Genomic DNA, 25,815 nt, shown 5'->3' on the forward strand with positions numbered 1-25,815 from the left:
TTGAGTAATTTAATCTTTCTATTCTACCGTCTTACGCAGCATCTGCCTATACCATGCATCGGTTTGATTTTGTCTCATTTTCTTAATCCGCCACCCTTTTGCACTGAAATAGACTGAAATCTGACCACTATTTCCGGTATCTAGCCAGGCACTGCCTGCATCCCGGTATCGTTGAACAACGCGCCCGTCCGGCATATTCCACTGATTACCCTTTGCCAGAGACGCTATCGCAAGCTCTGGTTTTACCTGTTGAATAAAACTTTCTGATGATGAACTGTTACTACCGTGATGCGGAGCTAACATCAGATCAGACTCAAGACCGGCTTGCCGCTTTATCAGTAAATACTCACTCACCTTTTCGATATCTCCGGTGAGCAACACAGAGTTAAAAGGGTCCGAAATCCGGATCACGCATGAGTGAGGATTATAAGAACGCTCAACTAGCTGAGGAGGCCAGAGAACATGAAACTTCAGATCATTCCAGTGCCACTTTATCCCTTCAACACAAGGCAGATAACCCTCTGTTATCTGGCTGGACCACTTCAGCCCCGGAGTAAACTCAGACTCTATAAATGCCTTTCCGCCGGCATGGTCTGAGTCCATATGACTTAAAATCAACCCATCCAATTGACCGATCCCTCTGCGCCGCAAAACCGGGGCAATAATAGACTGAGCCATACTCCCCGTTTCCCAGCGGTTTCCCGTGTCATACAAGATGGCCTTTTCATCTTTACTGATAAGTATTGCCAACCCCTGACCAACATCCAGTACATCAAGCTGCCAGATATGTCTCTTTTCCTGTGACATCAGCCAGACAATACTCAAAACCCAGATAAGCCAGATCTGAGAAGAGCGCAGCAAAGGCCTTAAAATAACGGTGAGAAGCAAAGCGATAATCGTGATGTAAAAACCATCAGGCAATGAGACCCAGCCACTGACCGAATAACCTATAGCGTGGAGCACTGGCTTCAGACTCAGGTTCACTCCAGCCCAGAGTAACTCTGCCGGGCCGGGCATTATCAGGGTGACAAACAGAGACAGAAAAATAGCCGGGATCACCACCAGACTAAAATAAGGCACGCACCAGATATTAAACAGCGGAGACATAGCGCTAAAGCCACCAAACACCAGTAACGATACCGGCAGCATCAGGATATTCAGCGCAATCTGAATCACCACAATTTTAAGCAGCACAGGCAACTCTGCTATCCGGGGATGGAACATAATCAGATATACCGCTGCGACCGCGCTAAAAGAGAGCCAGAAACTGGATGTCATTGCCGACATGGGATCAAACAGAAGCAAGCCAGCCAGAGCGGTTAACAGCTTTAGCCAGTGACTCTGGTTTATCCGGCTCAGTTCCATAACCGCAAGCAACAGACACATTAAAAAAGCACGCTGCGTCGTCACACTAAATCCGGCTAAATAGGCATAAGTGAAGGCCAGTGCCAGGCCACAGAAAACGGGCAAGGCAGTTAGCCTGAAAAACACCAGACGAAGACCCCGCCCGCTCATCCAGCCCAGAGAAAAGGCGATACCGATATGTAACCCGGAAATCGCGATAAGATGGCTTAAGCCGCTATTTTTAAAAAGCTGCCACTGCGTGGAAGAAATGTCATGACGAATACCAAAACTCAGTGCCTTAATGATGCCGTAGTATTCCAAGCTACCAGCCGTAGCTTCTACCCGGTTGTAAATTCTACTGCGCAGAGACTGGGTTGAACTGAGCATTTTACCTGCATCCGTTGCCACAGCTCTGCCCGCCCAGCCCTGACTCGCGTAATAACGTTCTAAGTCAAACCCGGCTTCGTTCAGCCTTCCGTAAACAGGCTTTAGTTTTACGCTGTATTGCCACTTTGTTCCCGGATGCATCACCTCCCCTTCGGCGACAATCAGACGAACCGTTGGATGGAGAAGATAACCCACTGCTTTTCCGTTAATTTCACCGACTTTGAACGAGTACTCATAACCATGACTAATTTGCTTAAAAAAACTCTCAATTCGTCCGGTTATGGTAATATTCGCACCGGCATGAAATAATGCTTCAACTTTCTGCTGATATGCTTGTAAATGTACAAAAGCAGAGACCAGGGCAAGGAGCGCACCAATCAACCATCTATAAGTGGTTAATCGGAAGATAACAACGGATAACAGGAGTAAGACTACCAACCAGTAGCAGTTCGGAATAGCAGGCCAAAACTGGACGGAAACGCTTACAAGAATAAAAACAACCAGATTCCAGCAGTAACATAAGAGAGTCATATTCAGCTATGCCCAAAAAGTTTATACAGCGTTTTATGCCCGACCACGATCTGATAAAGCGTCAGAAAGCGTTAAAAATTTTTGGCAACGTACTTTATAACCCTAACCTGTGGATCCTTAACCGGAAATCGGCCTCAGGTGCTTTTGCTCTGGGGTTATTTATGGCATTTGTTCCGCTGCCAAGTCAGATGATTATGGCTGCCGGGCTTGCAATCCTTTTCAGCGTTAACCTGCCTCTTTCTGTCGCTCTGGTCTGGATCAGCAATCCTGTTACCATGCCTATTATGTTCTACGGTGCCTATAAAATAGGTGCCTGGGTTATGAGCACCCCTTCTCAGTCATTTCATTTTGAGCTCTCCTGGAGCTTTATTACTGAGCAGATGAGTACTATCGGGCCTCCATTCCTTCTGGGCTGCTTTCTGTGCGGCACTGCTTGCGCGGCTTTCGGCTATTTTGGTATCCGGGGCCTGTGGCGCTATTCCGTCGTCCGCAGTTGGCAAAAACGCCAGACAAGATAAAAAAAACCGGCCAGATAAACATCTGGCCGGTTTTTATCACTCGTACTGTCTCTGACTAAATCAGTCTAAATTTCATTCTTTTACTTAGAACTTAACACGGTTGCCGGATTCATCTGGCTCGCTTTTGTTGCCGGGTACCAGGTCGCCAGCAGGCTCAGAATAATCGCGGTGCCGGAAACTAAAGCCACGTCAAACAGGCTTACCTGTGAAGGCAGAAAATCGACAAAGTAAATATCACCGGACAAGAACTGGTGTCCCAGCATACCTTCAAGGCCCTTAATCAGAGGAGTAAGATTAAGCGCAATCAGCACCCCAATGATACTTCCGGCAATACTTCCCAGCACGCCTGACAATACACCAAGCCAGATAAATACCCGCCGGATCAAACCGTCCGTTGCGCCCATGGTTCGTAAAATCGCAATCTCAGACGCCCTGTCTTTTACCGCCATCATCAGAGTAGATACGATATTAAAGCAGGCCACACCGATCACCAGAACCATAACCAGATACATAATGGTTCGTACCATCTGAATATCCCGGTATAAAAAGCCGTATTTCTGTTTCCAGCTCCTCAGATAAACGTAAGCAGGGATACTTTTTCCCAGACTGCGCACAATAAACTGCGCATTGAGCACATCACTAGTCTTAATTGAAACACCGGATATGGCTTCTCCCATACGGGCATAAGACTGAGCATCTTCAAGCGGGATCAGTGCCAGAGAATGGTCCAGTTGCCCGCCCAGCTCTATCAGAGCCTTAACCGTCACACGAACCCGCCTTGGCGCCTGTACCTTATTCACACCTGAATTGGTGGTTGGAATCATTAGCGTGACATTGTCACCCAGGGTAACTCCCAGACTATCAGCAATGCCTTTACCAAGAATCGCCTGCTTCTGTCCTGGCTCAAAACTGTCCCAGTCAAATCCTTTAATAAATTCTGGCAGGGTGGATACCTTTTTCTCATAATCAGAATCAATTCCCCGAACCTCAATGGCTTTGAGTTGCGTTCCCCGCTCTGCGAGCGCGGTAAAGCGAACATAGGGCGCAGCAGCAACGACCTTCTCATCGGCCTCCACAGCCGAAATAACCTGCTGCCACTGTTCCAGTTTCCCGTTCACTGCCTCAAACTCTCCGTGAGGAATCACTGACAGCACCCTGCTTTGCAACTCACGCTCAAAGCCGTTCATGGCAGAAAGGCCGATAATGATCACCGCAACACCAACCGCAATTCCTATGGTGGAAGAGATGGAGATAAAAGAAACCATCTTGTTTCTCTGTTTGCCCCGGCTAAAACGGCTACCGATAAAAAATGATAATGAAGAAAACACCTTACCCTTCCTTTTCCGCAGAAGAGTCCGTCAGCAAACCATCTTGCATATGCATCTGCCTGTCCATTTTCGCGGCAAGTTCACCATCGTGCGTTACCACAAGAAAAGCCGTGCCGTACTGCTGATTCAGCTCACGCATCAGGTCGTAAATCGCCAGAGCGGTTTTATGGTCAAGGTTACCTGTGGGTTCATCGGCCAGAACCAGGTCAGGCTGGTTAACCAGAGCTCGGGCAATGGCAACCCGCTGCCTTTCGCCTCCGGAAAGCTCCGATGGTCTGTGCTCCATACGATGGCTAAGGCCCACTTTCTCCAGCAGAGCCGCCGCTCGCTGTTTAGCAGAAGCGGTATTTTCACCTCCAATCAGCAAGGGCATTGCCACATTTTCCAGCGCAGAAAAATCCGACAGAAGATGGTGAAACTGATAAACAAACCCGATGTGACGATTGCGGATCTTCGCCTGCTTATTTGAAGACAAAGCCGTTAAGTTCTCACCCAGAAACTCCACGTCCCCCACTGATGCATCATCAAGCGCTCCAAGAATATGCAACAGAGTACTCTTACCGGAACCAGAGCTGCCGATAATAGAAACCAGCTCGCCCTTTTCCAGATCAAAGCTGACCCCTTTTAGCACCTCGGTCTCCATGGAGCCTTCGCGGTATGTTTTACAAACAGAACGACATTGTAAAAGGTTATTCATATCTCAAAGCCTCAGCAGGATTAACAGAAGATGCACGGTAAGAAGGATAAAGTGTCGCCAACAGGCTAAGCAGTATAGCCAGCACAATGACCATGGCTATCTGAGCAGGTTCAATAACCACGGGCAGTCTGCCGCCAACGCCAAGCAGTGAAACGCCCATAGCTTCCATAATTTGATTCAGGTTGGAGGCAATCAGGACACCAAGTGCGCCGCCAAGCACTGCGCCTATTACGCCGCTGCTGGCTCCCTGCACCATAAAGATGGTCAGGATCTGGCTACTGGCCATGCCCTGGGTTTTTAAGATAGCCACTTCTGACTGCTTTTCCATTACCACCATAATAAGCGCGGAAATAATGTTAAATGCCGCAACACCGACAATCAGACCAAGCATCAGCGCCATCATGTTCTTCTCCATGCTTACCGCCTGGAACAGCTCACCACGCTGCTCGCGCCAGTCACTCCAGTGCCAGCCTTCAGAAAGTTGTGATTTATCGATATCGGCAACAACAAATGGGTCATCAAAGAAAAGACGCCAGCCGGATATCTGGCCGTTCTTCAGCTTTAGTAACTTCCCGGCATCGGTAATATTGGTCACCATCAGTTGCGCATCAATATCTGAGCCAGTGTTAAATATCCCGGCAACCGTAAAATTTCTCTGGCTCGGGATCCGGCCCAGCGGGGTAAACTGACTGGCACTGGTTACCAGCAGGCGCACTTTATCGCCCAGGTTCACCTTAAGGGTACGTGCCAGCGTATGTCCAAGGAAGACTCTGTATTTACCTGCTTCAAGATTAGACAGGCGACCGGAAATCAGATAATTCGCTACCGGCTCATCACTTTCCGGCTCAATGCCAATCATTAACCCGGCCGTTAACTGGCTTGAGCTCTGAATAACGGCTTCACTGCGAACCAGTGGCGTGACTTTCTCTACCTTGTTTATAGCGGAAATAAATGCGGGAGGCTCAGAGCTGAGTTCTGTTTTTTCTCTGTCCTGATGGACAACAGCCTGAGGTAATACGCCCAGTATCCTGCCCTTCAGTTGAGCCTCAAAGCCATTCATCACCGAAATAACGGTAACAAGAGACAGAACACCTATGGTAATTCCGGCGGTGGACATATAGGAAACAAACCGGCTAAAGCGGTCACCTGAGCGTCCTCTCAGATAACGAAGTCCAATATAAGCCGAAACGGGATGAAACATAGTAGAAAAACCAAGGTAAATTATGAGAGTAATGTAACGGTTAATGCGCTGTGATTGTAGGTTTATTTATCAGTTTTCCAGAAAATCTTACGAAACGGATAATGAAACATTAACATTCCTTGATTAGTTGGCTTAGTTAGCGATAATCAAAGGGTTAACGCTGAAGACGCAATATAAGGCCAAAGGTATGGACCAACAAGAATTTTTTACCGTAAATCACAAGCTGACCGTGAACATAGAACCTCTTGAAGACGGTTATACCCTGCCTGATGAAACTCTGTTTACCTCTGAGATTCCGGCACCTTTTATTGTCGCCAGCGAGTTCAGCCAGCTAGACAGCCTGATGGACGGCGCTATGGCTGAGCTGAAAAACAGCGATTTCAAAAATCTGGTGCACCTGATCGACCACCAGAACGGTAAGCTGAATCTGCTGCTGACTTTTATGCTGGCACAGCAGGATGAAGAGTCTTTTCGCAAATACACCACCAGCTTCGGTGCCAGTCAGTTTTCCTATATCTCGGATAAGGAAATGATCCCCGGAACGCTTGCAAGAGTGAAGCTTTTCCTTGATCATCCTCCGGCAGCAATCTACTGTTACGCCAAAGTTGCTGAAAGCAAAGAACATGAGCTGGGCCATGAGGTCGTGATGGCCTATCAGCGATTGCGCGAAGTGGATCAGGATCTGCTTATCAAGGCCGCTCTATACCAGCAACAAAAACTGTTACGACAACGTTCTAAGGAACGTGAACAAAAATAAGTAAGATGTCTAAACTCTCATCCATTTTCTCTTTAGTCTCCCCTTCCAAAGCGGGAGACAAAAAATACGCCGGTAACCTAAAGGGAGCCGCACTGCCCCTTGCTATTGCAGAACTGTCTGAGCAGCATAAAGGCCATACCCTGCTGGTTGTGCCCGATCCTCAGGTAGCATTAAAACTGCAAAGTGAAGCTGAACAATTTACCACTGCGGAAGTCAGTCTGTTTCCGGACTGGGAAACACTTCCCTACGATAACTTTTCGCCCCATCAGGATATTATTTCCGAGCGTATCGCTAAATTGTATCAGCTTCCAACGCAGACCACCGGCATCACCATAGTTCCGATAGGCACTTTACTGCAAAGACAGTCACCGCGTGACTACCTGATGCAGCATACCCTGATGGTGAAATCCGGCGATCTGTACTCAATCGAAAGCCTGCGAAACCAGCTGGAAAAGTCGGGTTACCGCCATGTGGATCAGGTCTTCGGTCCGGGTGAATATGCCAGCCGTGGCTCGATTATCGACCTTTACCCAATGGGCAGCTCTGATCCGTTCCGAATCGATTTCTTCGATGATGAGATAGACTCTATCCGCACCTTTGATCCGGAAAGTCAGCGCACCATTGAAGAAATTAAAGAGATCCGCCTGCTGCCGGCTCATGAGTTCCCGACCAGCAAAGAGGCTATCGAAGAGTTCCGCTCGCGCTGGAGACAGCAGTTTGAAGCCAGACGTGAGCCTGAATCTGTCTATATGCAGGTCACTAAAGGCACCTGGCCTGCGGGTATTGAATACTGGCAGCCGCTGTTTTTTGACACAACCGAAACCCTGTTTGATTACCTGTCTGAAAGTACTCAGATTCTGACTGTCGGTGATATTGAAGCTTCCATAGATCATTTCCTGGGCGATGTGGATTACCGCTACGAGCAGAGAAAAGTCGATCCGCTAAGACCGCTGCTGGCACCGGAAACCCTGTGGCAGAGAAAGGATGAACTCTACTCCAACCTGAAAAATTATCCTCAGGTTCAATTGTCCATTGAACCGGTTGCTGAAAAAGCCGGACGTGTCAATCCGGCTATTGAAGCGCTTCCGGCGCTGGATACAAAAGCTCAGTCAAAAGAACCTCTGGCAGAACTAAGACGCTTCACCGAAAACTTTACCGGTAAGATTATTTTCTCTGTGGAATCCGAAGGCCGTCGTGAAGCCCTGCTTGAACTGCTGCAAGGCATCAAATTAAAGCCGAGCGAAATCGGTTCTCTGCACGAAGCTATCGAAAGCAATTTAAAACACGCGCTGATCCTTGGTTCTGCCGAACACGGCTTTATCCATAACGCGCCGGATTTTGCCCTGATCTGCGAAAGCGATTTGCTGGGTGACCGTGTTATTCAGCGCAGGAAAAAAGACAAACGCGCGGTTAACAGCGATACGGTTATCCGCCATCTGGCCGAACTTAAACCGGGCCAGCCTGTGGTGCACCTTGACCACGGTATCGGGCGCTATATCGGCCTGCAGACGCTGGAAGCCGGTGGCCTGACAACGGAATATGTCACTTTAGAATATCAGGACGGCGCCAAACTTTATGTTCCGGTTTCGTCATTAAACCTGATCAGTCGTTACTCCGGCGGCGCTGAAGATTCGGCTCCAATACACAAACTGGGCGGTGAAGCCTGGACGAAAGCAAGGCGCAGAGCGGCGGAAAAAGTCCGCGATGTGGCAGCAGAGCTTCTGGATGTTTATGCCAAGCGTGAGCTCAAACCTGGCTATAAGTTTGAACTGGACCGGGGCCAGTACGCCACATTTAAATCAGGCTTCCCATTTGAGGAAACCGACGATCAGGCCATGGCTATCAATGCGGTGCTTTCCGATATGTGCCAGCCAAAGGCGATGGACCGGCTTGTCTGTGGTGATGTGGGCTTTGGTAAGACCGAAGTGGCGATGCGCGCCTCCTTTGTTTCCACCGATAATGGCAAACAGGTTGCGGTTCTGGTTCCCACTACCCTGCTTGCTCAGCAGCACTTTGAAAACTTCAGAGACAGATTCGCGAACCTGCCTATCCGGGTAGAGGTTCTGTCACGCTTTAAATCGGCCAAAGAGCAAAAGCAGGTACTGGCTGATGTGGCCGACGGCAAGGTAGACATTGTGGTCGGCACCCACAAACTGCTGCAGAGCGACATAAAATTTAAAGACCTTGGCCTGCTGATTGTGGATGAAGAGCACAGGTTTGGTGTTCGCCAGAAAGAAAAAGTGAAGGCCATGCGTGCCGATGTAGACATCCTGACGCTCACCGCAACGCCAATACCGCGAACCCTGAATATGGCCATGAGCGGCATGCGCGATCTTTCTATTATTGCCACCCCACCGGCAAGACGACTGGCGATAAAAACCTTTGTCCGCCAGAGCGATGATGCCGTAGTCCGCGAAGCGGTTCTGCGTGAAATTATGCGTGGTGGTCAGGTCTACTTCCTGCACAATCAGGTTGAAACCATAGAAAAAGTGGCTGCCGAGCTGGAAAAACTGATCCCTGAAGCCAGGGTGACGGTTGCCCATGGTCAGATGCGTGAACGTGAACTGGAACGCATCATGAACGATTTCTATCATCAGCGCTTTAATCTGCTGGTGTGTACCACCATTATAGAAACCGGTATTGATGTTCCAACTGCAAACACCATTATCATGGACAGGGCTGATAATCTGGGTCTGGCCCAACTGCACCAGTTACGAGGACGTGTGGGACGTTCGCACCACCAGGCGTATGCGTATCTTCTGACACCGCATCCGAAAGCCATGACTAAAGATGCCATTAAGCGTCTTGATGCAATAGCGTCACTGGAAGATCTTGGTGCCGGCTTTACCCTGGCCACCCATGACCTTGAGATTCGCGGTGCCGGTGAACTGCTGGGTGACGAGCAGAGCGGGCAAATTCAGTCCGTTGGCTTTACACTTTATATGGAGATGCTTGAGCAGGCTGTAGAAGCACTTAAGGAAGGCAAAGAGCCTTCCCTTGATGAACTACTAAGGGAGCAGACGGAAGTTGAGCTAAGACTGCCTGCACTGCTGCCGGATGACTATATCCCGGATATCAACACCCGGCTTTCTATGTACAAAAGAGTCGCCAGTGTAAAAAATGAAAATGAGCTGGCAGAAATGAAGGTGGAACTGATTGACCGCTTTGGCCCGCTTCCTGACGCGACGAAAAACCTTTTATCTGTCAGCGAAGTGAAACTCAACGCTGCTAAGGTGAGTGCTACTAAGATTGAAGCGCATGATAAAGGCGGCTATATCGAATTTTCACCAAATGCAGATATAAATCCGGCATTTTTGGTTAAACTATTACAAGGCGAACCAAAAAAATATGGGATGGATGGCCCGACTAAGCTGAAGTTTATGCTGCCACTGGCCGATAGAAGAGAAAGAGTCCGATTTGTCTCTGAACTGATTGAGAAGTTCCATAATAACAAGATGCCTTAAAAGGCAGTTAAAGATTTACTAACAACTGGAGTAAAAATGAAAAAGCTGATAACTCTTCTGCTCTCGCTGGCAACCTTCTGCACCTTCGCAGCAGAGCGTGAGTTCGACGTTGAAGTCATTTTATTTAAAAGAGCGGTAAGCCCTGAAAATGTCAGTGAGTCCTGGCCTGATCAGCTACCTGCCATCGACCTGACCAAAGCCGCTACGCTAAACAACAGCCTCTATCTGGAGAAAAAAGGCGTAGAGATGCTGCCGTACGAAGATTACCAGCTTACCAACCAGAAACAGAAACTGGATAAACATGCTGGCTTTACCGTGCTGATGCATAAAGCATGGCGTCAGGGCGATCAGCCAAAAGGCAGCTCACCGGTTTTCCATATCCGCGCAGGCCGTGACTTCTCTAAATCCTTTAACTCCGACGGTAGCGTAAAGATTGAACAGCCGGTTGTCGCCGACGATATCACTCAGGAAACCAGCATAGACCAGCCTATCTACGAGCTGGAAGGCAAGTTCCAGGTCTATGTTCAGCACTACCTGTTCCTGGAGTCTGATCTGGACCTGAGATCACCGGGTAAAAGGGAGATCATGATTGAATCCAGCCAGCCTGTTGCAACAGAAGACGCAATGGCTGTAGAGACTGACTTCAACAACGAACCACTGTTTATCGAGGAGTCCAGCACAGTGGAGATCGGGCGTATGGAGGCAATCAAGCCGGTTGTAAAAGTGGAGGAGTTCCTCAGAAGCTACCGCCTGTCGCAAAAACGCAGGATGAGAAGTGGTGAGATCCACTATCTTGACCATCCTCTGATGGGCATCATTATTCAGGTTCGTAAAGCGCCTGTACCGCCAGCATCTTAAGCCTATACCGGTATCCCCTTCCGTCGGAGGGGGATACATTCAGGCCCCTGCCGTTTATGCATACCGACTTCACCATAGTTACCCAAAAGCTGATACTCAGGCTTACCAATACTTCCGAGCTAAACTCGTTCGCCTCTCTGGTTGCACAATCCTACTCTCTTCACCGCTGGATGGACTGGACCCATAAAGATTTTAATCAGGCTGAAGCTGAAGAGTTTATTCTCGCCAACCGCTTAAACTGGGCAAAAGGCTCCTCCTACGGGTTTGGCGTCTACCTCAAGGCATCGGGGGAGATGATTGGCATGGTGGCAATCACAGAGTTTCAGCGAACCTCTAACATGGCCCAGGTAGGCTACTGGATTGGGGACAGATATCAGCGCAAAGGGTTCGGAATTGAAGCCCTCAACGCCCTGATAGAATTCTGTTTCGCCAAGCTTGAACTGACACGCCTGGAAATTGTTTGTGACCCGGAAAATATTCCGGGCCACATTATTGCGTTAAAGTGTGGCGCTGTAGAAGAAGGCCTGGTCAGGAACCGCTTTATTTATAACGGAAAGCCCAAAGACGGACTGGTTTTTTCTGTTGTACCGGAAAGCGTTTAATGGTGCATAGACTCCAGCAGAATGCCCGTAATTTCATCTTTATTCTGCTTAAGATACTCAATATCTCTCAAATAACTCAGGTGATGGCCTTCCTGAATGTCCTGCTTGTATTTTGGCTCCCCCTGATCCGCCTGGGACACCATAAAATAGACCAGAGCCTGAATTCTGAGAATTACCCAGTCGACCAAATGAGTATAGTTTCGTGCATCCACCCCATAGGACTCGCAAAATAGCTTAGCGCGGCTGACCTGAACCGGAAGGCTGCCGTGAGACTCATAATTACAGGCTTTTAACGGTGCCCAGCAATACACAGAGTAAGCGATATCCCACATACGCGGAGCCGGGTGCGCTGCATCAAAGTCGTATACGCCGACCACTTTATTGCCATCAAGCGCAACGTTATAGGGAGCAAAGTCACCGTGGCAAATCACTTCCTCGGGGCCACGCGATGCCAGCATCCAGTGCAGCTTTTTGCCTTTGTTGGCGTCAAGAAAGCCTTCCGTTGCGTCATGGTATTGGCGCAGTAAAGCAGCAGCCGAGGTAAGCGCCTCCTCTGAAGCAATGGCCCCAATCAGATGGGAGTCATAGGTCTCACCCTCGACATAGCTCAACTGCTCCCGGTTGTTGTCCGTACCTATTAACTTAGGGGCACCAATAAATCCCTTCTGTTCAATATAGTTAAGCAACAGGTGCACTGATTCTGACCATTTTTCCATAGGCCTGTCCACTCTTTTGAGCTCCCTGTTAATAGAAATTCTTCTATTACTTATTTCCATGATTACCTTTGCCTCAAAGACTTTGCATACTGATTTATGTGCATTAACCTTGCCAACAAGCAAAAAAATCATGTCAAAAGTATGCAAACTGTTAATAAGGCCAAACTATTAATTCGAGTGACTTCACATTTTGTCAGGCAGAAATAGAGCAACAGAAGTTTAACGACAACTTGTCCATTGGTAACACCGCGACACCAATTGGATTTGGCCGATGAGGTGAACGTAAGGCGTAGATATTTCGCCATCAAAGAACATTAAAATTTCACTTTGTGCAAGCCTGCATTGTCCTTGCCACCAAACAGCAGGCCACCATCGTTAGTGATATAAAAGATCCCGGCTTCTTTTCTGCTCATCTGGATAGCGGTATTGCCCGCAATACCATGATTCAACACCACAGATTTCTCTTTTCCAGCGGTCAATTTAATGATTTCGTGATGATGGGTGGTAATAAACCAGGTACCGTCACCATCGATAACAAAATCATCAGCCTGAATACCGGATTCTATAATCTCGATAGCACCTGCTTTTTGATCCTGCAGGTTTACTTTCCCGAGTAACTGTTTCGCAGAATTCGTGAAATAGAGCGATCCCTTATATAGCTGAATACCATTAACACCTGGCAACCCGGGACGATCCTGCTCCGGTTGCAATATCACGTTATCAAGCCAGGTCGTCAATTGGTTGGTTTTCATGTCGAACTGGTAGATTTTTCCATTGATAGCATCCGCAATCAGGTACTTACTATTGCCTAGGTAAGCCATACCATTTAAGAAAGCTGGCGACTCAATACCCAGTAGTCTGGTCAGCTCGCCAGTTTTATTAACCTTGTACAGTGCCATACTGTTGAGAAAGCCTTTGCCTTCTAGTATGGACGTTTCATGTACCGATAGCAGACCTTCTCCCTTCTCATCGAAACGGATAGAAACAGGGTGACCGTCTACTTTAGACCAGAGTGTCGCCTGACCATCTTCATGATACTTGTACAGCGACATCCCGGTATAATCGGTCGCAACCAGCTCTTCCTTATTTTGGAAGGTCAGGTTTTCAAAAAAGTGACCGGCAGGTAGTGAAATGACTGACTCAACCGGTTTTTCAATAAACTGCGCTTCGGATGCCGATACATTTGCGAAAACAGATACAGATAGTGCTAACGTGGTTAATGTATGCTTAAACATAAAATTCTCTCGCTCTCTTGTTGTGTTGCGGAGAATAGTAGTCTAAGTTTTATTAACCATCTATAAACCATAAATAACACCAAAGTTAACTTAAAGTTTATGAAATCACTTCCAAGCCAGCTACCCATATTTATTGAGGTTGCCAAAGAGCAAAGCTTTTCTGCTGCGGCAAGAAACCTGGGGATATCCACTCCGGCCGTGAGCAAAGCCATCAACAAACTGGAAGATCAGTGGAAACTTAAATTGTTCCATCGCTCTTCACACTCGTTAAGCCTTACCTCTGTAGGACAAACGTTACTCACTGATCTGCAGCCCGCTGTAGAAGGGATATTCTCCGCTATTGCTTCCAGTCAGGAAGTGAACAACGAGCTTTCTGGCATTGTTAAGATCAACCTGCCCGGAACATCTCTTGGTGTCGATGTCATATTGCCCCATTTAATGGCATTTTCTGAGCTAAACCCTAACGTCGAATTTGATCTTCATTTTAGTGATGCCAGTGTGGATTTAGTGGCAAACGGCTTCGATCTTGGTATTGGTACCTATATCAACCAGGACTCCCGGTTGATCGCCCGACGCCTCTTTTCCAGCAAAATTGGTCTGTATGCCTCAGCTCAGTATGTGGAGAAAAACGGATTACCAACAGCGCCAGCCGATCTGACGCGCCACCAATGTCTGCCTATTCGCTCAATAGAGCGAGGGAAAATACGCAGTGTTAACCTCTATGATGACGACCAGGAACTTATATTCACGCCACAGGGTAAGGTAACAGTAGATAGTTTTATTGCCGCCAAAGGCATGTTATGTGCTCACTGGGGAATCGTTGGCTTAGGCGAATGGATGATAAGAAGTGAGCTGAAAGCTGAAACCGTGGTTCCTGTTCTGAAGAAATACTGGGGACCTTCTATCCCTGTATATCTATACTTCTCTTCTCGAGACTACATCCCGCAAAGTGTCAGAGCATTGATAGACTATTTATCCGATATGGATTTTTCTCAGTAATAACAAAACATAGATTAAAAAATCATACCTGCTTAAAGCTTTCATGTTTTATTTACCTTCTTCCAGGGATATAAGTGTTTCACATACCAAAGTGTTTAAGTGCAGCAATCGCGACTTCTTCACCAAACTCTTGTACAAAGTGACCTGCTTCATTAATTTCCATAGGTTGAGGACAGTTTTTAATAAGAGATTGCATATTGTTCATTACAGCCGGACCCAACATGCCGTCTTTCATGCCTATTGCCATAAATGACTCACCTTCCCATTGAGTACTCCAGAATGGGATTGCTTTCGACGAGATATCCCTACAGGTTTGTTCTGGGTTTGCTACCATCTTAGGCATCTTGCGAACACCCGCCTGATAACTTGCATCTGGGAAAGGGGCCGCATAAGCGCGAGCTTCTTGCTCGTTGATGTTTGGTGCGTATTTCTTCATAAACTTATCAAGTTCAAGCTCATCATTTTTCAGAATGTCGTTTTTCCAGTCGTTAAATGCCGGAAAATCAACAGGCTCTAACAATAAACCCGTATTCATAATCAATAACCTTTTGAATCGCTCAGGCATTTCCTGAGGAAGTGTAAGACCTAATAGTCCTCCCCAGTCCTGTACCACCAAAGTGACATTGTTAAGGTCAAGATGCTTGATCAGACCAATGAGGTAGTTTCGGTGAAACTCAAAGGTATAAGTCTCTTCGGCCGTTGGTTTGTCTGATTTGCCGAAACCCAGTAGATCCGGTGCTATCACGCGAGCACCTGTCTTAGCGAAGATAGGGATCATTTTTCGATATAAGTAACTCCAGGTTGGCTCGCCATGAAGTAAAAGGAACACTTCTTCTGAGTCTTTATTTCCTTCATCTAGATAATGACCACGGGTTCTCTCGTAACCCGTTAAATCTGAAATGTAATTCGGTGCGAAAGGATAATCTTGTAAGTCTTCAAACTGGCTATCTGGTGTACGTAACACGTTGTTCATTCGTCGCTCCTTTAAAAGTTGGTCGCATGACCTAGTGATTGAAACTTTAGGTCTCATGACCTACAATGTCAACAATCAAAATTAATATTTTTCATTGGCTACTTTTAAGTCACTGTTTTAACGAGAAACTTATGTCAAAGAAAATTGCTAAGACGGAAAAAATTCTAGATGTCGCTCTTGAGCTGCTGAAAACGGAAGGTGATTACGGTGTTACGATGCGTAAAGTCGCCAACTTATCTGAAATGTCCTTGAGTAACGTGCAGTACTACTTTAAGACTAAAAACGATTTGCTCATTGCGGTTGCTGATCGCTATTTTGCAAAGTGCTTGACGGAGATGCAGGAAATGTCTGAAGTTAAAAGTGAAGATGAGTTAACGGATTTCGTACGAGCTTTTCTCCAGCATGGACTGGAAATCTCTGAGATGTGCCGAATCTTTCGAGAATACTGGGCAATATCAACGAGAAACCAAGCAATAAAAGAGTATCTGGATGGCTACTACCAAAGCTACTTTTCGGTCGTTTCTGAGAAACTCAGTCCTTTAGCAAAGAGTGAGTCGGACTTAACAAACGCGGTTGCTATATTTCTATCTACAACTGAGGGCTATTCGGTAACGGCCTCTTCGATACCCGTAGATTATGAAACGGTCGTTAGTGTGTTGCATAGAGTGACTTTAGATAGCTTAACTAATGAATAAACAAGAATTTAATCAATTTTGCGGGTCATTAAAGGCGACTCATCACGTTGTGCAGTGGGGAAACTCTGACGTCTGGAAAGTTGGGAAGAAAGTTTTTGCTATTGGTTTTACATTAAAAAATGGAGACCTTGCATACACCTTCAAAGTCTCCGACAGGAACTATGCTTTTTTAAAAGAATACAGTGGTTATCGACCTGCACCATACTTTGCAAATCGAGGTATGAAGTGGATTCAGCAGATAGAAACTGACGGGAGCCTGGACGAGGATTTAAAGTACTACATAGGTGAATCCTACCGCATCGTATCAAGCACCCTCAGTAAAAAAGAGCAATTAAGATTAGGTCTGGTTTAACAGTACCGACCGTGCAAGCTTTTGGACAAGAGCTTCCATCTCCGTACAGCGATGTAATATTTACTTTATGCAGAATTTTTCCAATACAATCATGTTATCTTGTACAAAATAGCCACTCTGATATACACTAAGAAGTACATAATTAAGTACTTAGGTATGTATCATGAAAACAAGTACCATCTATGCAGAAAAAGCTGTGTCATCGAGTGAAGCTAGAAAACATTTCAAGGATTGCTTGTCGGGAGAGCCAGTAGTGGTATTGTCGAACAATGAACCAGCTGGTTATATGATGAGCGCGACCTTTTTTGAAGGGCTTATGAAAGCTTTAGAGGGCAAAGGTACTGACTCAATTTCTTCATTTAGGCCAATGAGCGCACGCTTAGATGTTATTGCACATCTTAATGCTCAAGCATTAGCGGAGCTTGATGAGAACGATTTAGGTGAGTTCCAAGAGTGAGTGATAAGCTATTAAAAGTTAGAGTTTTCAAGCATAAAATTTTAATAGATGCCTTGACTAAAGACGAACTTGAAGGACTGACAAAGGACTTTAGGGTGTATAAGGAAACTGGTCAAAAGCCAGATATTTTTGGTCGAGACGAAGCCTATGATCATCCTGATACACTACCGATATTGAAATCAGAAGAAGTTAAACATATCCATTTATCAGCCAACGATGCCCCATTCTTGAGCAAAATTCAATTTTATCAGACCAGTGATAAGCATCTAGTGTATTGCCAAGGATGGGAAGATCCTAACTGCTTTCTTTTAATTGCAATTCTTGCTCCTAATGCGCATGAGCAGGCTAGAAACAGAACTATCATGCACAATTTAGGCTTAATTGCTGAGAAGTTTAGACAACAGTTTTAATAAGGCAGACTAACAAGCCTCTGAAACCGGAGCTTGCTTGCTCCGGTTCTAAACCGTAATCAGTGCAATTTTAAGTTTGGCCTAAGAACTCTGTTAATTCTTCCCACCAACATCATCAATGCTGTTTTGACCACTCCATGCAATGCCATCTGATGCATTCTGTATAACGAAATATACACCATGCGAGCAATACGCCCTTCAACCATCATTGAACCCTTGGTCAAATTGCCCATCAGGCTACCAACAGTTGAAAAGTTACTTAGTGAAACCAGAGAGCCATGGTCCTTGTAGATATAGGCTTTCAACGATTTATTATTCAGCTTTGCGATGATATTACTAAACGCCTGATCTGCCATCTGGTGTGCTGCCTGAGCACGTGGCGGAACAAAAGAACCATCAGGCTGTGTGCACTGAGCCAGATCACCGATGACAAAAATATCGTCATCCCGGGTTGTCTGCAGGGTATCTTTTACAACCAGTTGATTAATACGGTTTGTCTCAAGGCCAGCAATATCTTTAATAAAATCAGGAGCCTTGATCCCAGCGGCCCAGACCATGATTTGTGCGGGGATCTTTTCCCCATCCTTTGTAGTCAGACCATCAGACTCTGCTTTTGTTACCATGGTCGTAGTACGTACATTCACACCCAGCCTGGTTAACTCACTATGTGCAGAAGACGAAATACGAGGAGGAAGAGCCGGCAATATACGCTCCCCGGCTTCAATCAGGTTCACATTCAGCTTACTCGAATCTAAGTCATCAAACCCATAAGCTTGGAGTTCTTTAATCGCGTTATGAAGCTCTGCGCTAAGCTCAACACCGGTTGCACCAGCTCCGACAATCGCAATATCTACCGTTCCATTGTAATCCTTCCAGTGAAGCTTGAAGAATTCGTTGTTCATCTCTTCCCGGAAGCGACGTGCCTGTTCTGGACTATCAAGGAAGATGCAGTTTTCACGCACCCCGGAAGTATTAAAATCGTTGGAAGTAGAGCCGATTGCCATCACCAGAATATCGTAGGGGAACTGTCTGGTTGGCATCACCTGCTCGCCTTTTTCATCGTATGCTGCGCTTAGGGTAATAAATTTCCCTTCGCGGTCGATGTTTTCAAGGGATCCTAAGCGGAATCTAAAGCCGTGATTCTTGGCATGCGCGCGATAGCTAAGCGCATCGACACCTTCATCCAAGGAACCCGTTGCCACTTCATGCAGCAATGGCTTCCACAAATGGCTGGCCTTACGGTCAATCAGGGTGATTTCCGCTTTGCCTTTACGGCCCAATTTGCGGCCTAGCTTTGTCGCCAACTCCAGACCACCGGCACCACCACCTACTACAACAATGCGAGTCATAACAATACTCCTTAAGAAGACTAAACCTATATCTGGCCCGGTTTTACCCCAGCCATGAGAATTTTTGATTTACTTAGCTATACCGGGTGCTTATGCACCTCTTGATTTTGCTGACTTTATTTGCCTCAACTTTTTTTGATATAAATCAATAAAAGTAATAATCCGCATTATATACACGGATTTATTTCGAGCAAGAAAATTTTGATGTAAATCAATTTTTAGTTATTTAGAAACTCTTAAAAGATGTGCTGTTGGTGGAAGTTTTTAGTCAGGTATGCGTTCCCACGCAGAGCGTGGGAACGAGGAAATCAGGGGTAATTGTTTGAAATAACAGGAAGGTTATTCAGCGTCCTTAAACGCCTTCATTCTCTGAAGGTGCTGGGAGATTTTCTTAAACTTATGCGTCTGAGTCTCATCCCAGATGATTTCATAATAGTCTTCCAGCTCACCGGCCAGAGCCTTAGTGTCATGAACTTCATTGTTGCTAGAAAGCACAACCAGACATTTGCCGCTGTTCTTTCTTCTGAATTCAGAAACACATTTAGTGGCAATATCTTCATACTCTTCAGGGCGGTCAATTTTTCCCTGCATATTCTGCTCAGGGTGCAGATTTGGATTGAATATCACCTGCTTGATCCCGCACAAAAAGCCGACCCTCTCAGACCAGTAACCGCCAAGCCCAACACCGCAAATAATCGGGTTTGGATCACCGGACTGCTCAATAACTTTATGTACTTCTTTTAACAAGTGTTGCATATCATGCTTAGGATGAAGGGTGCTGTAGTTGATAAACCTTACATCATCATCGATAAACTGAAGCTGCAGAACCTTTTCGTGGTTACCAGGGCTTGTTGAGTCAAAGCCGTGTAAATATATAATCATGGTACCTCCCCACTCCTTGTCGGCACTTATCGTTTGAACTTCTTCACTAAATTTACCACGAATCAACAAGTTTGAAACATTTTATTGTTTAAAACTTAAGTTTTATCCTGTGGGCCTCTTCCAGGTAGCGCTCATCCTGCCAGATCTGGTGCCCGATAAGGTACCAGAGCATGGCCATCATACGGTTTCTCGGCATCCACTGGTTTATTCCCACAAGCCAGGCCCCCGTATCTTCGATTCGTCTGATCTTGCAGTAGTTCTCCACCGCACGTGGCATATCAATTTCTGAAATATCGATGGTCATCGCCAGATCCATTCTCGGGTCAGCAACTCCGGCGTATTCCCAGTCAATGACCCTTATGCCTTTGCTGGTCATAATCAGGTTATAGATACCCAGATCCATATGGCAAAGCGTCGGCTCAACCGGCTCGATAATGGGCTGCTCACGATAGGAGAGGTAAATCTCTTCAAACTCTTTTTCCACCGGCTTGCTTTTTAGCTGATGCCAGTAGCCGTCCACTTTTGCGGTGTAAGAGAAGAGCGGGATCGGTTTGCTGTGAATATCCACGGAATGAATTCTTGCCAGCGTGCTGACCAGTTCAATTTCCCCGACAGGAAAACTGCTGTCCGGATCGTCCTCCTCTATCCACTCAACCAGCAATCCCGCATGATTAAGATAAGCGGCATCCGGGGCCAGGTGGCACTCCTCAAGCGACTCAAGCAGTCTGTGCTCTTTCATTCTGGATATGCCAAACGCGTGTGAAGCTGCAGAAACGGGACGCCAGACAAAACTCTCCCCCTGAGTTGAAGTCACTTTCCAGCAACGGTTGGTAAGGCCGCCGGAAAGCAGTTCTGCCATTTTAGGGGGGGAACGGAAATAGGTTTCCAGAGAAGCGAGAGATTCATCAAGAGAAGTGGCTTCATTCCATGTCATTTTTGCCATTGAAATACCTCTCTGAAAAATCGCTCCCGGTTAGCAGCCAGAGCCGGTTGGCCCTGGCTTCGGAATGGGTGCAAACGGATTAAAAACCGATCAGGCTTTTTGACTCCTGCTTACGGATTTCTGTTTCGTCAGCCCACTCAATCAGGCCGCTTTGCAGATCCATAAGGCGCATCGTCATTTTATAGTATACGTCTTTATCGCTGCCTGCCTGCTTAACAATACTGGACAGGTTACCGTAAAGCATATACTGAGCGCCGACCATCTTACCGAACTGAATAGCGTTGCTCTGATCCGCCAGCTCATCGTTGTTCTGGAACTTCAGCTGCTTACGCACAGATTCCACACGACCCATATCCACAAAACGGAATTTACCTGAGTTCAGCATTTTAGTACTGACTGAGTCGGTAATGGATTCGGTGTCGATATGCTCACTGGTTTTGTTCTTAATGCGCTCAACAAAAACGATTGGGCGGCTGTCTCTGGTGATGACCGCCACAGAGCCGGACATCAGCATGCTATCAACCATATCAACCGCAATTTTCTGCAGATCACTTGAACCAAAGTCAATTGTCGTTGTTTCTACTGCCTGCGCATCACCGTAACTTACTCTATTGGAACAACCACCCAGGATCACAGCCAGGCCTAGTAACGCAATAATACTTTTTTTCATTATTTGGATTCCTCAATTAATCTGCTTGACGAATTTGAACACGGAACTGCTTACCATTTGGGTTCACAGACACCTCAGAGATCGTCACTGTCTCAAAGCCTCTAACCAAAGTCTGTTTCCAGGCTGCAAGCTTTGAATTCACCTCAAGACCATCATTGTCATACCAGTAATAACGGTACTGGATATTCTGATCGCCTTTGTACTGGCTTGTTAATGTAACGACACCACGGGCGTGTCCATCAACATCTGTGGTTGCGATATTATCGATAATCAGGCGGCCACCCAGAACATTGTCACCAAACAGGACATTCTGAGTATCCCCTTCCACTCTTAAACCGGCTGTGTTTTTAGTACAACCTGCGATCGCCAATACAGCCACTAACGCCATCATTATATTTTTCATCATAATGTCCCCAATTGCTTATGCCAAACTGTGGCACCTTCCCCTTGTCGCGAAATCCAGACCAAAGCAGTGCGCCCGCCTTTTACTGAAATATCGTAGAGTCTTCCGTTTATGTCCAGCTGGTGCTCACCTGCCGGTACAACCATTGAACTACTGTAAACCTCTGCAGGCAACGTCTGCCAGCTGCGGGTATCCGGTTGCTCAGTTAAAATGTTCCACACATTAAAGAGCAGATTTCCCAGCTCATCACCGTTAGTGGCCTCTCGCCTTATCTGCTCTTTCATCACCAGCCTCAGAGCCTGCCGCATCACCATTGCCGGCATACGCTCAGTCAAATCCTGTCTGGCCATCAGGTTCACATCTACAAGTTTAGATTCTGACAGCGTTTTGTCATCTAATTTCAGGCTGTTATACCTTTCCGTCACCTGATTCGGATAATAGGGCAAAGCTAATGTGTAAAATGCGGTCCCTTTGTGTCCGTATATCGGCAGTGACTGCTGCCAGCCATCTCTCGCAAATACCGTTCCCTGCTCATCGATAACGATAATCTGAGCCTCATCAGCCGATAAAGCCGCCGGTTCCTGATACTGACCTCTGAGTTTGGCAAGATCCTGGCTCATCCCCAGTTTCTTCGCCACTCTGATAGCACCTTCGGCAACCTGACGGTTTTGCGGAAGAACCGCCAGCGCTCTTTTATAGTCAATATAAGCGTCGTTTAGTTCATTTGCCGTTTCATATAAAAGCGCAGAAAGATAGAAAAGATAACCGTTCTGGGTTGCCTGAAGCGTCTTTCCTGCATCCGGATACTGAGAAAGAACAGAGCCCAGGCTGGCACTCATACCGTTGGATTTCATCTCCTGCTCAGCAGAATCCAATTCATCCTGACGCTTCTGTTTTGCTCTTTCCTGAACCTGATTGGCTTTTCTTACCTCCACCAGCGCCCCTTCCAGCGAGTTACTCTGAAGGTAGTTCAGGCCCAGATACAGATGCAAAAAACCTAATTCGTAGTCTGCCGGAGAGTAAGACTGCAGGTTATCGTTAACCGCCAGAGCACCAACGCTGTTTAATGATTCAGACACGGAAACCACAGCCTGATCCTGTTGCTCCCGCACAGCAATTTCACTCTGCTCAAAATAATCCAGACTGCTTGGATAGGCCTGATTCAGAAAGGTTACCCTTCCCTTTTCCATATTATCCAGAATATCACCGGCCGTGGAGTCGGGAAGCAACTCTTCTGCTTCCTGATACTGACCGGACTGAACCGCAGAATAAACCGCATTGTTCTGTGCGCTGTAGTGACTGAACATATTGCCTGCGGACATGTTCGCACAGGCAGAAATAACAGCAGTACTCAGAGAAATAAAGGCTAAGCGCGTAATATTCTTCACCGCATACCTCAAATAAAAGAAGGGCACCCAGAACAATCTGTCCTGAGTGCTTTAGATTAACCCAGAATAAGTGGCCCCAGAGGCTTACCACCAAGCAGGTGCATATGGATATGGTAAACTTCCTGACCGCCATGCGAGTTGCAGTTTACGATTAGACGGTAACCGTTCTCATCGATGCCTTCTTCTTTCGCCAGCTTTTTAGCCACAGTGAACAGACGTCCCATTGCAAGCTCATCATCGGCTTCAAGATCATTGGTTGTCGGAATAAGTTTATTCGGAACGATAAGAATATGACTCGGCGCTCTCGGGTTAATGTCTCTGAATGCCGTAACTAAATCGTCCTGATACAAAACATCAGCCGGAATTTCCTTACGAATAATCTTACTGAATATGGTTTCTTCTGCCATTTCTAACTCCAATACTAAGAATCCCTGATTTGTTTTTTAGTATGCGCCATGCGTATATAAATCACAATACAACGACTTACCGGGCGCACAAAAAATCAAAACTGAGCACTTAGTCAAGTTATGCATAACGCGCTTCGAGTATCAAATATGTTACAATTTTATCAATTTTTTGGGAGTAAATTACTTCCTGTTACCTTCCCTTTTTGATATGGAGAGATTTAATGAAAGGCTCAGTTATCCGGCGAATGTACGCTGGTTTTTCATTAATAGTAATTATGTTTGTTGCCACCATTGCCCTGATGATAAATGGGATGAACAGCATATACGCTAAGTTTGGTGCGGTATCAGAGAGCTCTCTGCCTTTTGTTTCATTGTCTAATAAGACCAGTGTTCAGCTGTTATCTTCTGATAAGCTCTTCAAAGATTATCTGACTTCCGATGATCAGGAAAGAATGAAACAGATACGTGAAGAGTTTGTAAAATCGAGACAAACCTTTAACACAACCCTGGCAGAGCTTGAAAAAGCGAGCCAGATCTATGCCGGTGCGCAAAATAAAATGGCCGACCTAAGGCAGCTCGAAGAGAGCTATTTTACAGAAGCAGAAGAAGCCATGGGCAATTTCAGCAGTATGTTTGCTGCTGAAGAAAAAGTCTCTCAGTCCACCAGAGCATTTCAGCGCCTAAATGTCGAGCTTACCGTGGGAATGAAAGAGCGTGTAGCCAAACAAAAAAGCATCTCTGTAAAACTGATGGCTAAAAGCTATTTCTCCAAACTGGAGGTGGCCTCTGACGTTACCGTGGATGCGCTTGCCAGCGCAGATACAGAGCTGGTAAAAAAAGCAGTTGCAGTAAACAAAAAGGCGGTCACTCATCTCAATTACGCTTTCAATGGCCTGGCAACTCAGTCTCCGGAAATCAAAGCTGAATTTTCAGATTCCGTGGAACAATTTACTCAGGACATAGGCAAACCCGGTGGTGTTCTGGACCAGCACTACACCTTCCTTGTATCACAACAAAAGCTCTATCAAAATATTGCCAACCTTACCCGCAAGGTTGATAGCGCAATGGAAATGCTGGATAGTTTTAATCAGCTTGCGACACAGGATCTGAATAAGTCATTAGAAGAAGCCGGGGAAATCTACGACAACGGTTTACGTAATGCGATTATCATAGGTATCGCCGTGGTACTTATCGCTGTTGCCATCGGATACCATGTTGCACACAGTGTAAGAGAACCACTGACCCGCATCCTTAAGTCCCTTGAGAGCCTGGCTGAAGGTGATATCACTCAACGCATTGAAATCCGGTATAACAACGAGTTTTCACGGGTAAGTGGCCACATCAATACGCTGGCAGAAAACCTGCACAGCATTCTTCAAAAGCTGAATGCCGCTTCCGATAACCTGACTTGTGCAGCCAATACCAATCAGGAAACCTCTGAGTCCGCGCAAAGCCAGCTAAGCCATCAGAGAGAACAAACAGCCAATGTAGCTACGGCAATGACAGAGATGGAGCATTCCGTTGTAGAAGTGGCTCAGAGCGCGCAGAACTCCTCAGAAAAAGTTCAGCTAGTCGAAAACGCTTCAGAGTCCGGCCGCCAGATTATGAGTGACAACATCACCACCATTAACCAGTTGGAAGCCCGGTTAAATGAATCTGTGGATGCGGTCTCTGACGTGCAAAAAATGAGTGCTGAGATCGGTACAATTCTGGATGTGATTCAGAATATTGCCGAGCAGACCAACCTTCTGGCACTGAATGCCGCCATTGAAGCCGCCCGTGCAGGCGAACAAGGGCGAGGTTTTGCCGTTGTTGCTGATGAAGTACGGGTTCTGGCTCAGCGCACATCAGAATCGACTTCAGAAATTGAAAATATGATCAGTAACCTTCAATCCAGCTCCCGCTCTGCCGGTGATGTTATTGAAAGCTGCATGCAGGATATGGAACAGTCTGTTTCGCAGGCTTCTCAGGCCAACAGCGCCATGGAAGAGATTCAGGCTCTGATCCTGGAGATAAGCCAGTTGAGCACCCACATTTCTCAGGCTGCGGCGGAGCAGACTAAAACCACCTCCGACATAGCAAGAAGCCTGGAAGACATTAATCATATTGCGGAAGACAGCCATGAAAAGATGTCTGAAATTACAGCGGTAAACAGTGACCTGACAGGCCTGGCGAAGGAGCAGTCTGACTTAGTTCATCAATTTAAACTGTAAATTGACATTACTTTGATAAAAAACAAGGGCAGATTA

25 protein-coding genes are annotated in these 25,815 nt (G+C 46.5%); 11 read left to right on the forward strand and 14 right to left on the reverse strand.

The annotated features are described in order from the left end of the window. Positions 1-18 precede the first annotated feature (18 nt). The gene (locus L3Q72_RS09125; protein WP_275129638.1) at positions 19-2,262 is read right to left on the reverse strand and encodes a DNA internalization-related competence protein ComEC/Rec2; all 2,244 of its coding nucleotides are present in this window, start codon (positions 2,260-2,262) and stop codon (positions 19-21) included. Positions 2,263-2,270: 8 nt separating this feature from the next. Between L3Q72_RS09125 and L3Q72_RS09130 the strand changes: the two genes are divergently transcribed. Further along, positions 2,271-2,780, forward strand: coding sequence for a DUF2062 domain-containing protein (locus L3Q72_RS09130; RefSeq protein ID WP_275129639.1), 510 nt, complete (start codon positions 2,271-2,273; stop codon positions 2,778-2,780). Positions 2,781-2,860: 80 nt separating this feature from the next. On the opposite strand, the gene lolE is transcribed toward L3Q72_RS09130, so the two are convergent. Genes lolE through lolC form a run of 3 tightly spaced genes read right to left on the reverse strand, consistent with a single transcriptional unit; the run spans position 2,861 to position 6,006 of the window. Next, the gene (gene lolE / locus L3Q72_RS09135) at positions 2,861-4,108 is read right to left on the reverse strand and encodes a lipoprotein-releasing ABC transporter permease subunit LolE (protein WP_275129640.1); all 1,248 of its coding nucleotides are present in this window, start codon (positions 4,106-4,108) and stop codon (positions 2,861-2,863) included. A gap of 1 nt (position 4,109) precedes the next feature. Beyond that, complete coding sequence (gene lolD / locus L3Q72_RS09140) at positions 4,110-4,805, reverse strand: lipoprotein-releasing ABC transporter ATP-binding protein LolD (RefSeq protein ID WP_275129641.1); 696 nt, start codon at positions 4,803-4,805, stop codon at positions 4,110-4,112. Then, positions 4,798-6,006, reverse strand: coding sequence for a lipoprotein-releasing ABC transporter permease subunit LolC (gene lolC / locus L3Q72_RS09145; protein WP_275129642.1), 1,209 nt, complete (start codon positions 6,004-6,006; stop codon positions 4,798-4,800). Before lolC ends, lolD begins: the two co-directional genes overlap by 8 nt. 187 nt (positions 6,007-6,193) lie before the next feature. Here lolC and L3Q72_RS09150 point away from each other — a divergent pair, with 187 nt between their 5' ends. The 4 genes from L3Q72_RS09150 to L3Q72_RS09165 are packed head-to-tail and all read left to right on the forward strand — an operon-like array spanning position 6,194 to position 11,687. Continuing rightward, positions 6,194-6,763 (forward strand): PilZ domain-containing protein, encoded by a 570-nt coding sequence (locus L3Q72_RS09150; RefSeq protein WP_275129643.1) that lies wholly within the window; start codon positions 6,194-6,196, stop codon positions 6,761-6,763. 5 nt (positions 6,764-6,768) lie between these two features. Further along, positions 6,769-10,227: a transcription-repair coupling factor gene (gene mfd / locus L3Q72_RS09155; RefSeq protein WP_275129644.1), complete on the forward strand. Its 3,459-nt coding sequence runs from the start codon at positions 6,769-6,771 to the stop codon at positions 10,225-10,227. Between the two features lie 36 nt (positions 10,228-10,263). Next, positions 10,264-11,085 (forward strand): peptidoglycan binding protein CsiV, encoded by an 822-nt coding sequence (locus L3Q72_RS09160; protein WP_275129645.1) that lies wholly within the window; start codon positions 10,264-10,266, stop codon positions 11,083-11,085. A gap of 56 nt (positions 11,086-11,141) precedes the next feature. Beyond that, positions 11,142-11,687: a GNAT family protein gene (locus L3Q72_RS09165; RefSeq protein ID WP_275129646.1), complete on the forward strand. Its 546-nt coding sequence runs from the start codon at positions 11,142-11,144 to the stop codon at positions 11,685-11,687. Here the strand turns inward: L3Q72_RS09165 and L3Q72_RS09170 are convergent. Both L3Q72_RS09170 and L3Q72_RS09175 read right to left on the reverse strand, forming a co-directional pair. Beyond that, the gene (locus L3Q72_RS09170; protein WP_275129647.1) at positions 11,684-12,403 is read right to left on the reverse strand and encodes a phosphotransferase; all 720 of its coding nucleotides are present in this window, start codon (positions 12,401-12,403) and stop codon (positions 11,684-11,686) included. The genes L3Q72_RS09165 and L3Q72_RS09170 overlap by 4 nt on opposite strands. A 314-nt stretch (positions 12,404-12,717) precedes the next feature. Beyond that, entirely contained in the window at positions 12,718-13,638 is a 921-nt protein-coding gene (locus L3Q72_RS09175) for a hypothetical protein (protein WP_275129648.1), read from the reverse strand. Positions 13,639-13,737: 99 nt separating this feature from the next. On the opposite strand from L3Q72_RS09175, the gene L3Q72_RS09180 reads away from it, so the two are divergent. Continuing rightward, positions 13,738-14,637, forward strand: coding sequence for a LysR family transcriptional regulator (locus tag L3Q72_RS09180; RefSeq protein WP_275129649.1), 900 nt, complete (start codon positions 13,738-13,740; stop codon positions 14,635-14,637). A 79-nt stretch (positions 14,638-14,716) separates the two neighbouring features. Here the strand turns inward: L3Q72_RS09180 and L3Q72_RS09185 are convergent, their stop codons facing one another. Further along, positions 14,717-15,610, reverse strand: a complete 894-nt coding sequence (locus tag L3Q72_RS09185) for a haloalkane dehalogenase (RefSeq protein WP_275129650.1) — start codon at positions 15,608-15,610, stop codon at positions 14,717-14,719. A gap of 131 nt (positions 15,611-15,741) precedes the next feature. On the opposite strand from L3Q72_RS09185, the gene L3Q72_RS09190 reads away from it, so the two are divergent. The 4 genes from L3Q72_RS09190 (at position 15,742) to L3Q72_RS09205 (ending at position 17,524) form a co-directional block, all read left to right on the forward strand. Further along, positions 15,742-16,305, forward strand: coding sequence for a TetR/AcrR family transcriptional regulator (locus L3Q72_RS09190; RefSeq protein ID WP_275129651.1), 564 nt, complete (start codon positions 15,742-15,744; stop codon positions 16,303-16,305). Next, positions 16,298-16,657 carry an MmcQ/YjbR family DNA-binding protein gene (locus L3Q72_RS09195; RefSeq protein WP_275129652.1) on the forward strand — a complete coding sequence of 120 codons (360 nt, stop codon included), beginning with the start codon at positions 16,298-16,300 and terminating at the stop codon, positions 16,655-16,657. The genes L3Q72_RS09190 and L3Q72_RS09195 overlap by 8 nt, the downstream gene beginning before the upstream one ends. Positions 16,658-16,820: 163 nt before the next feature. Beyond that, positions 16,821-17,114, forward strand: coding sequence for a hypothetical protein (locus L3Q72_RS09200; RefSeq protein ID WP_275129653.1), 294 nt, complete (start codon positions 16,821-16,823; stop codon positions 17,112-17,114). Continuing rightward, the gene (locus L3Q72_RS09205; RefSeq protein WP_275129654.1) at positions 17,111-17,524 is read left to right on the forward strand and encodes a type II toxin-antitoxin system YafO family toxin; all 414 of its coding nucleotides are present in this window, start codon (positions 17,111-17,113) and stop codon (positions 17,522-17,524) included. The genes L3Q72_RS09200 and L3Q72_RS09205 overlap by 4 nt, the downstream gene beginning before the upstream one ends. 59 nt (positions 17,525-17,583) lie before the next feature. Here the strand turns inward: L3Q72_RS09205 and L3Q72_RS09210 are convergent, their stop codons facing one another. From L3Q72_RS09210 to L3Q72_RS09240, 7 genes are all read right to left on the reverse strand, one after another. Continuing rightward, entirely contained in the window at positions 17,584-18,873 is a 1,290-nt protein-coding gene (locus L3Q72_RS09210) for an NAD(P)/FAD-dependent oxidoreductase (protein ID WP_275129655.1), read from the reverse strand. 339 nt (positions 18,874-19,212) lie between these two features. After that, on the reverse strand, positions 19,213-19,755 hold the full coding sequence (gene ycfP / locus L3Q72_RS09215) for an alpha/beta hydrolase YcfP (protein WP_275129656.1): 543 nt from the start codon (positions 19,753-19,755) through the stop codon (positions 19,213-19,215). An 88-nt stretch (positions 19,756-19,843) separates the two neighbouring features. Beyond that, positions 19,844-20,698 (reverse strand): phosphotransferase, encoded by an 855-nt coding sequence (locus tag L3Q72_RS09220; RefSeq protein ID WP_275129657.1) that lies wholly within the window; start codon positions 20,696-20,698, stop codon positions 19,844-19,846. Positions 20,699-20,777: 79 nt separating this feature from the next. Beyond that, on the reverse strand, positions 20,778-21,368 hold the full coding sequence (gene lpoB / locus L3Q72_RS09225) for a penicillin-binding protein activator LpoB (RefSeq protein ID WP_275129658.1): 591 nt from the start codon (positions 21,366-21,368) through the stop codon (positions 20,778-20,780). 16 nt (positions 21,369-21,384) lie between these two features. Further along, entirely contained in the window at positions 21,385-21,771 is a 387-nt protein-coding gene (locus L3Q72_RS09230; protein ID WP_275132093.1) for a YcfL family protein, read from the reverse strand. Continuing rightward, positions 21,771-23,159, reverse strand: a complete 1,389-nt coding sequence (locus tag L3Q72_RS09235) for a hypothetical protein (protein ID WP_275129659.1) — start codon at positions 23,157-23,159, stop codon at positions 21,771-21,773. The genes L3Q72_RS09230 and L3Q72_RS09235 overlap by 1 nt, the downstream gene beginning before the upstream one ends. A gap of 56 nt (positions 23,160-23,215) precedes the next feature. Next, positions 23,216-23,566, reverse strand: coding sequence for an HIT domain-containing protein (locus L3Q72_RS09240; RefSeq protein ID WP_275129660.1), 351 nt, complete (start codon positions 23,564-23,566; stop codon positions 23,216-23,218). Positions 23,567-23,787: 221 nt separating this feature from the next. Between L3Q72_RS09240 and L3Q72_RS09245 the strand changes: the two genes are divergently transcribed. After that, positions 23,788-25,779: a methyl-accepting chemotaxis protein gene (locus L3Q72_RS09245; protein WP_275129661.1), complete on the forward strand. Its 1,992-nt coding sequence runs from the start codon at positions 23,788-23,790 to the stop codon at positions 25,777-25,779. Positions 25,780-25,815 lie beyond the last annotated feature (36 nt).

Source organism: Vibrio sp. JC009, assembly GCF_029016485.1.
Classification (GTDB): domain Bacteria; phylum Pseudomonadota; class Gammaproteobacteria; order Enterobacterales; family Vibrionaceae; genus Vibrio.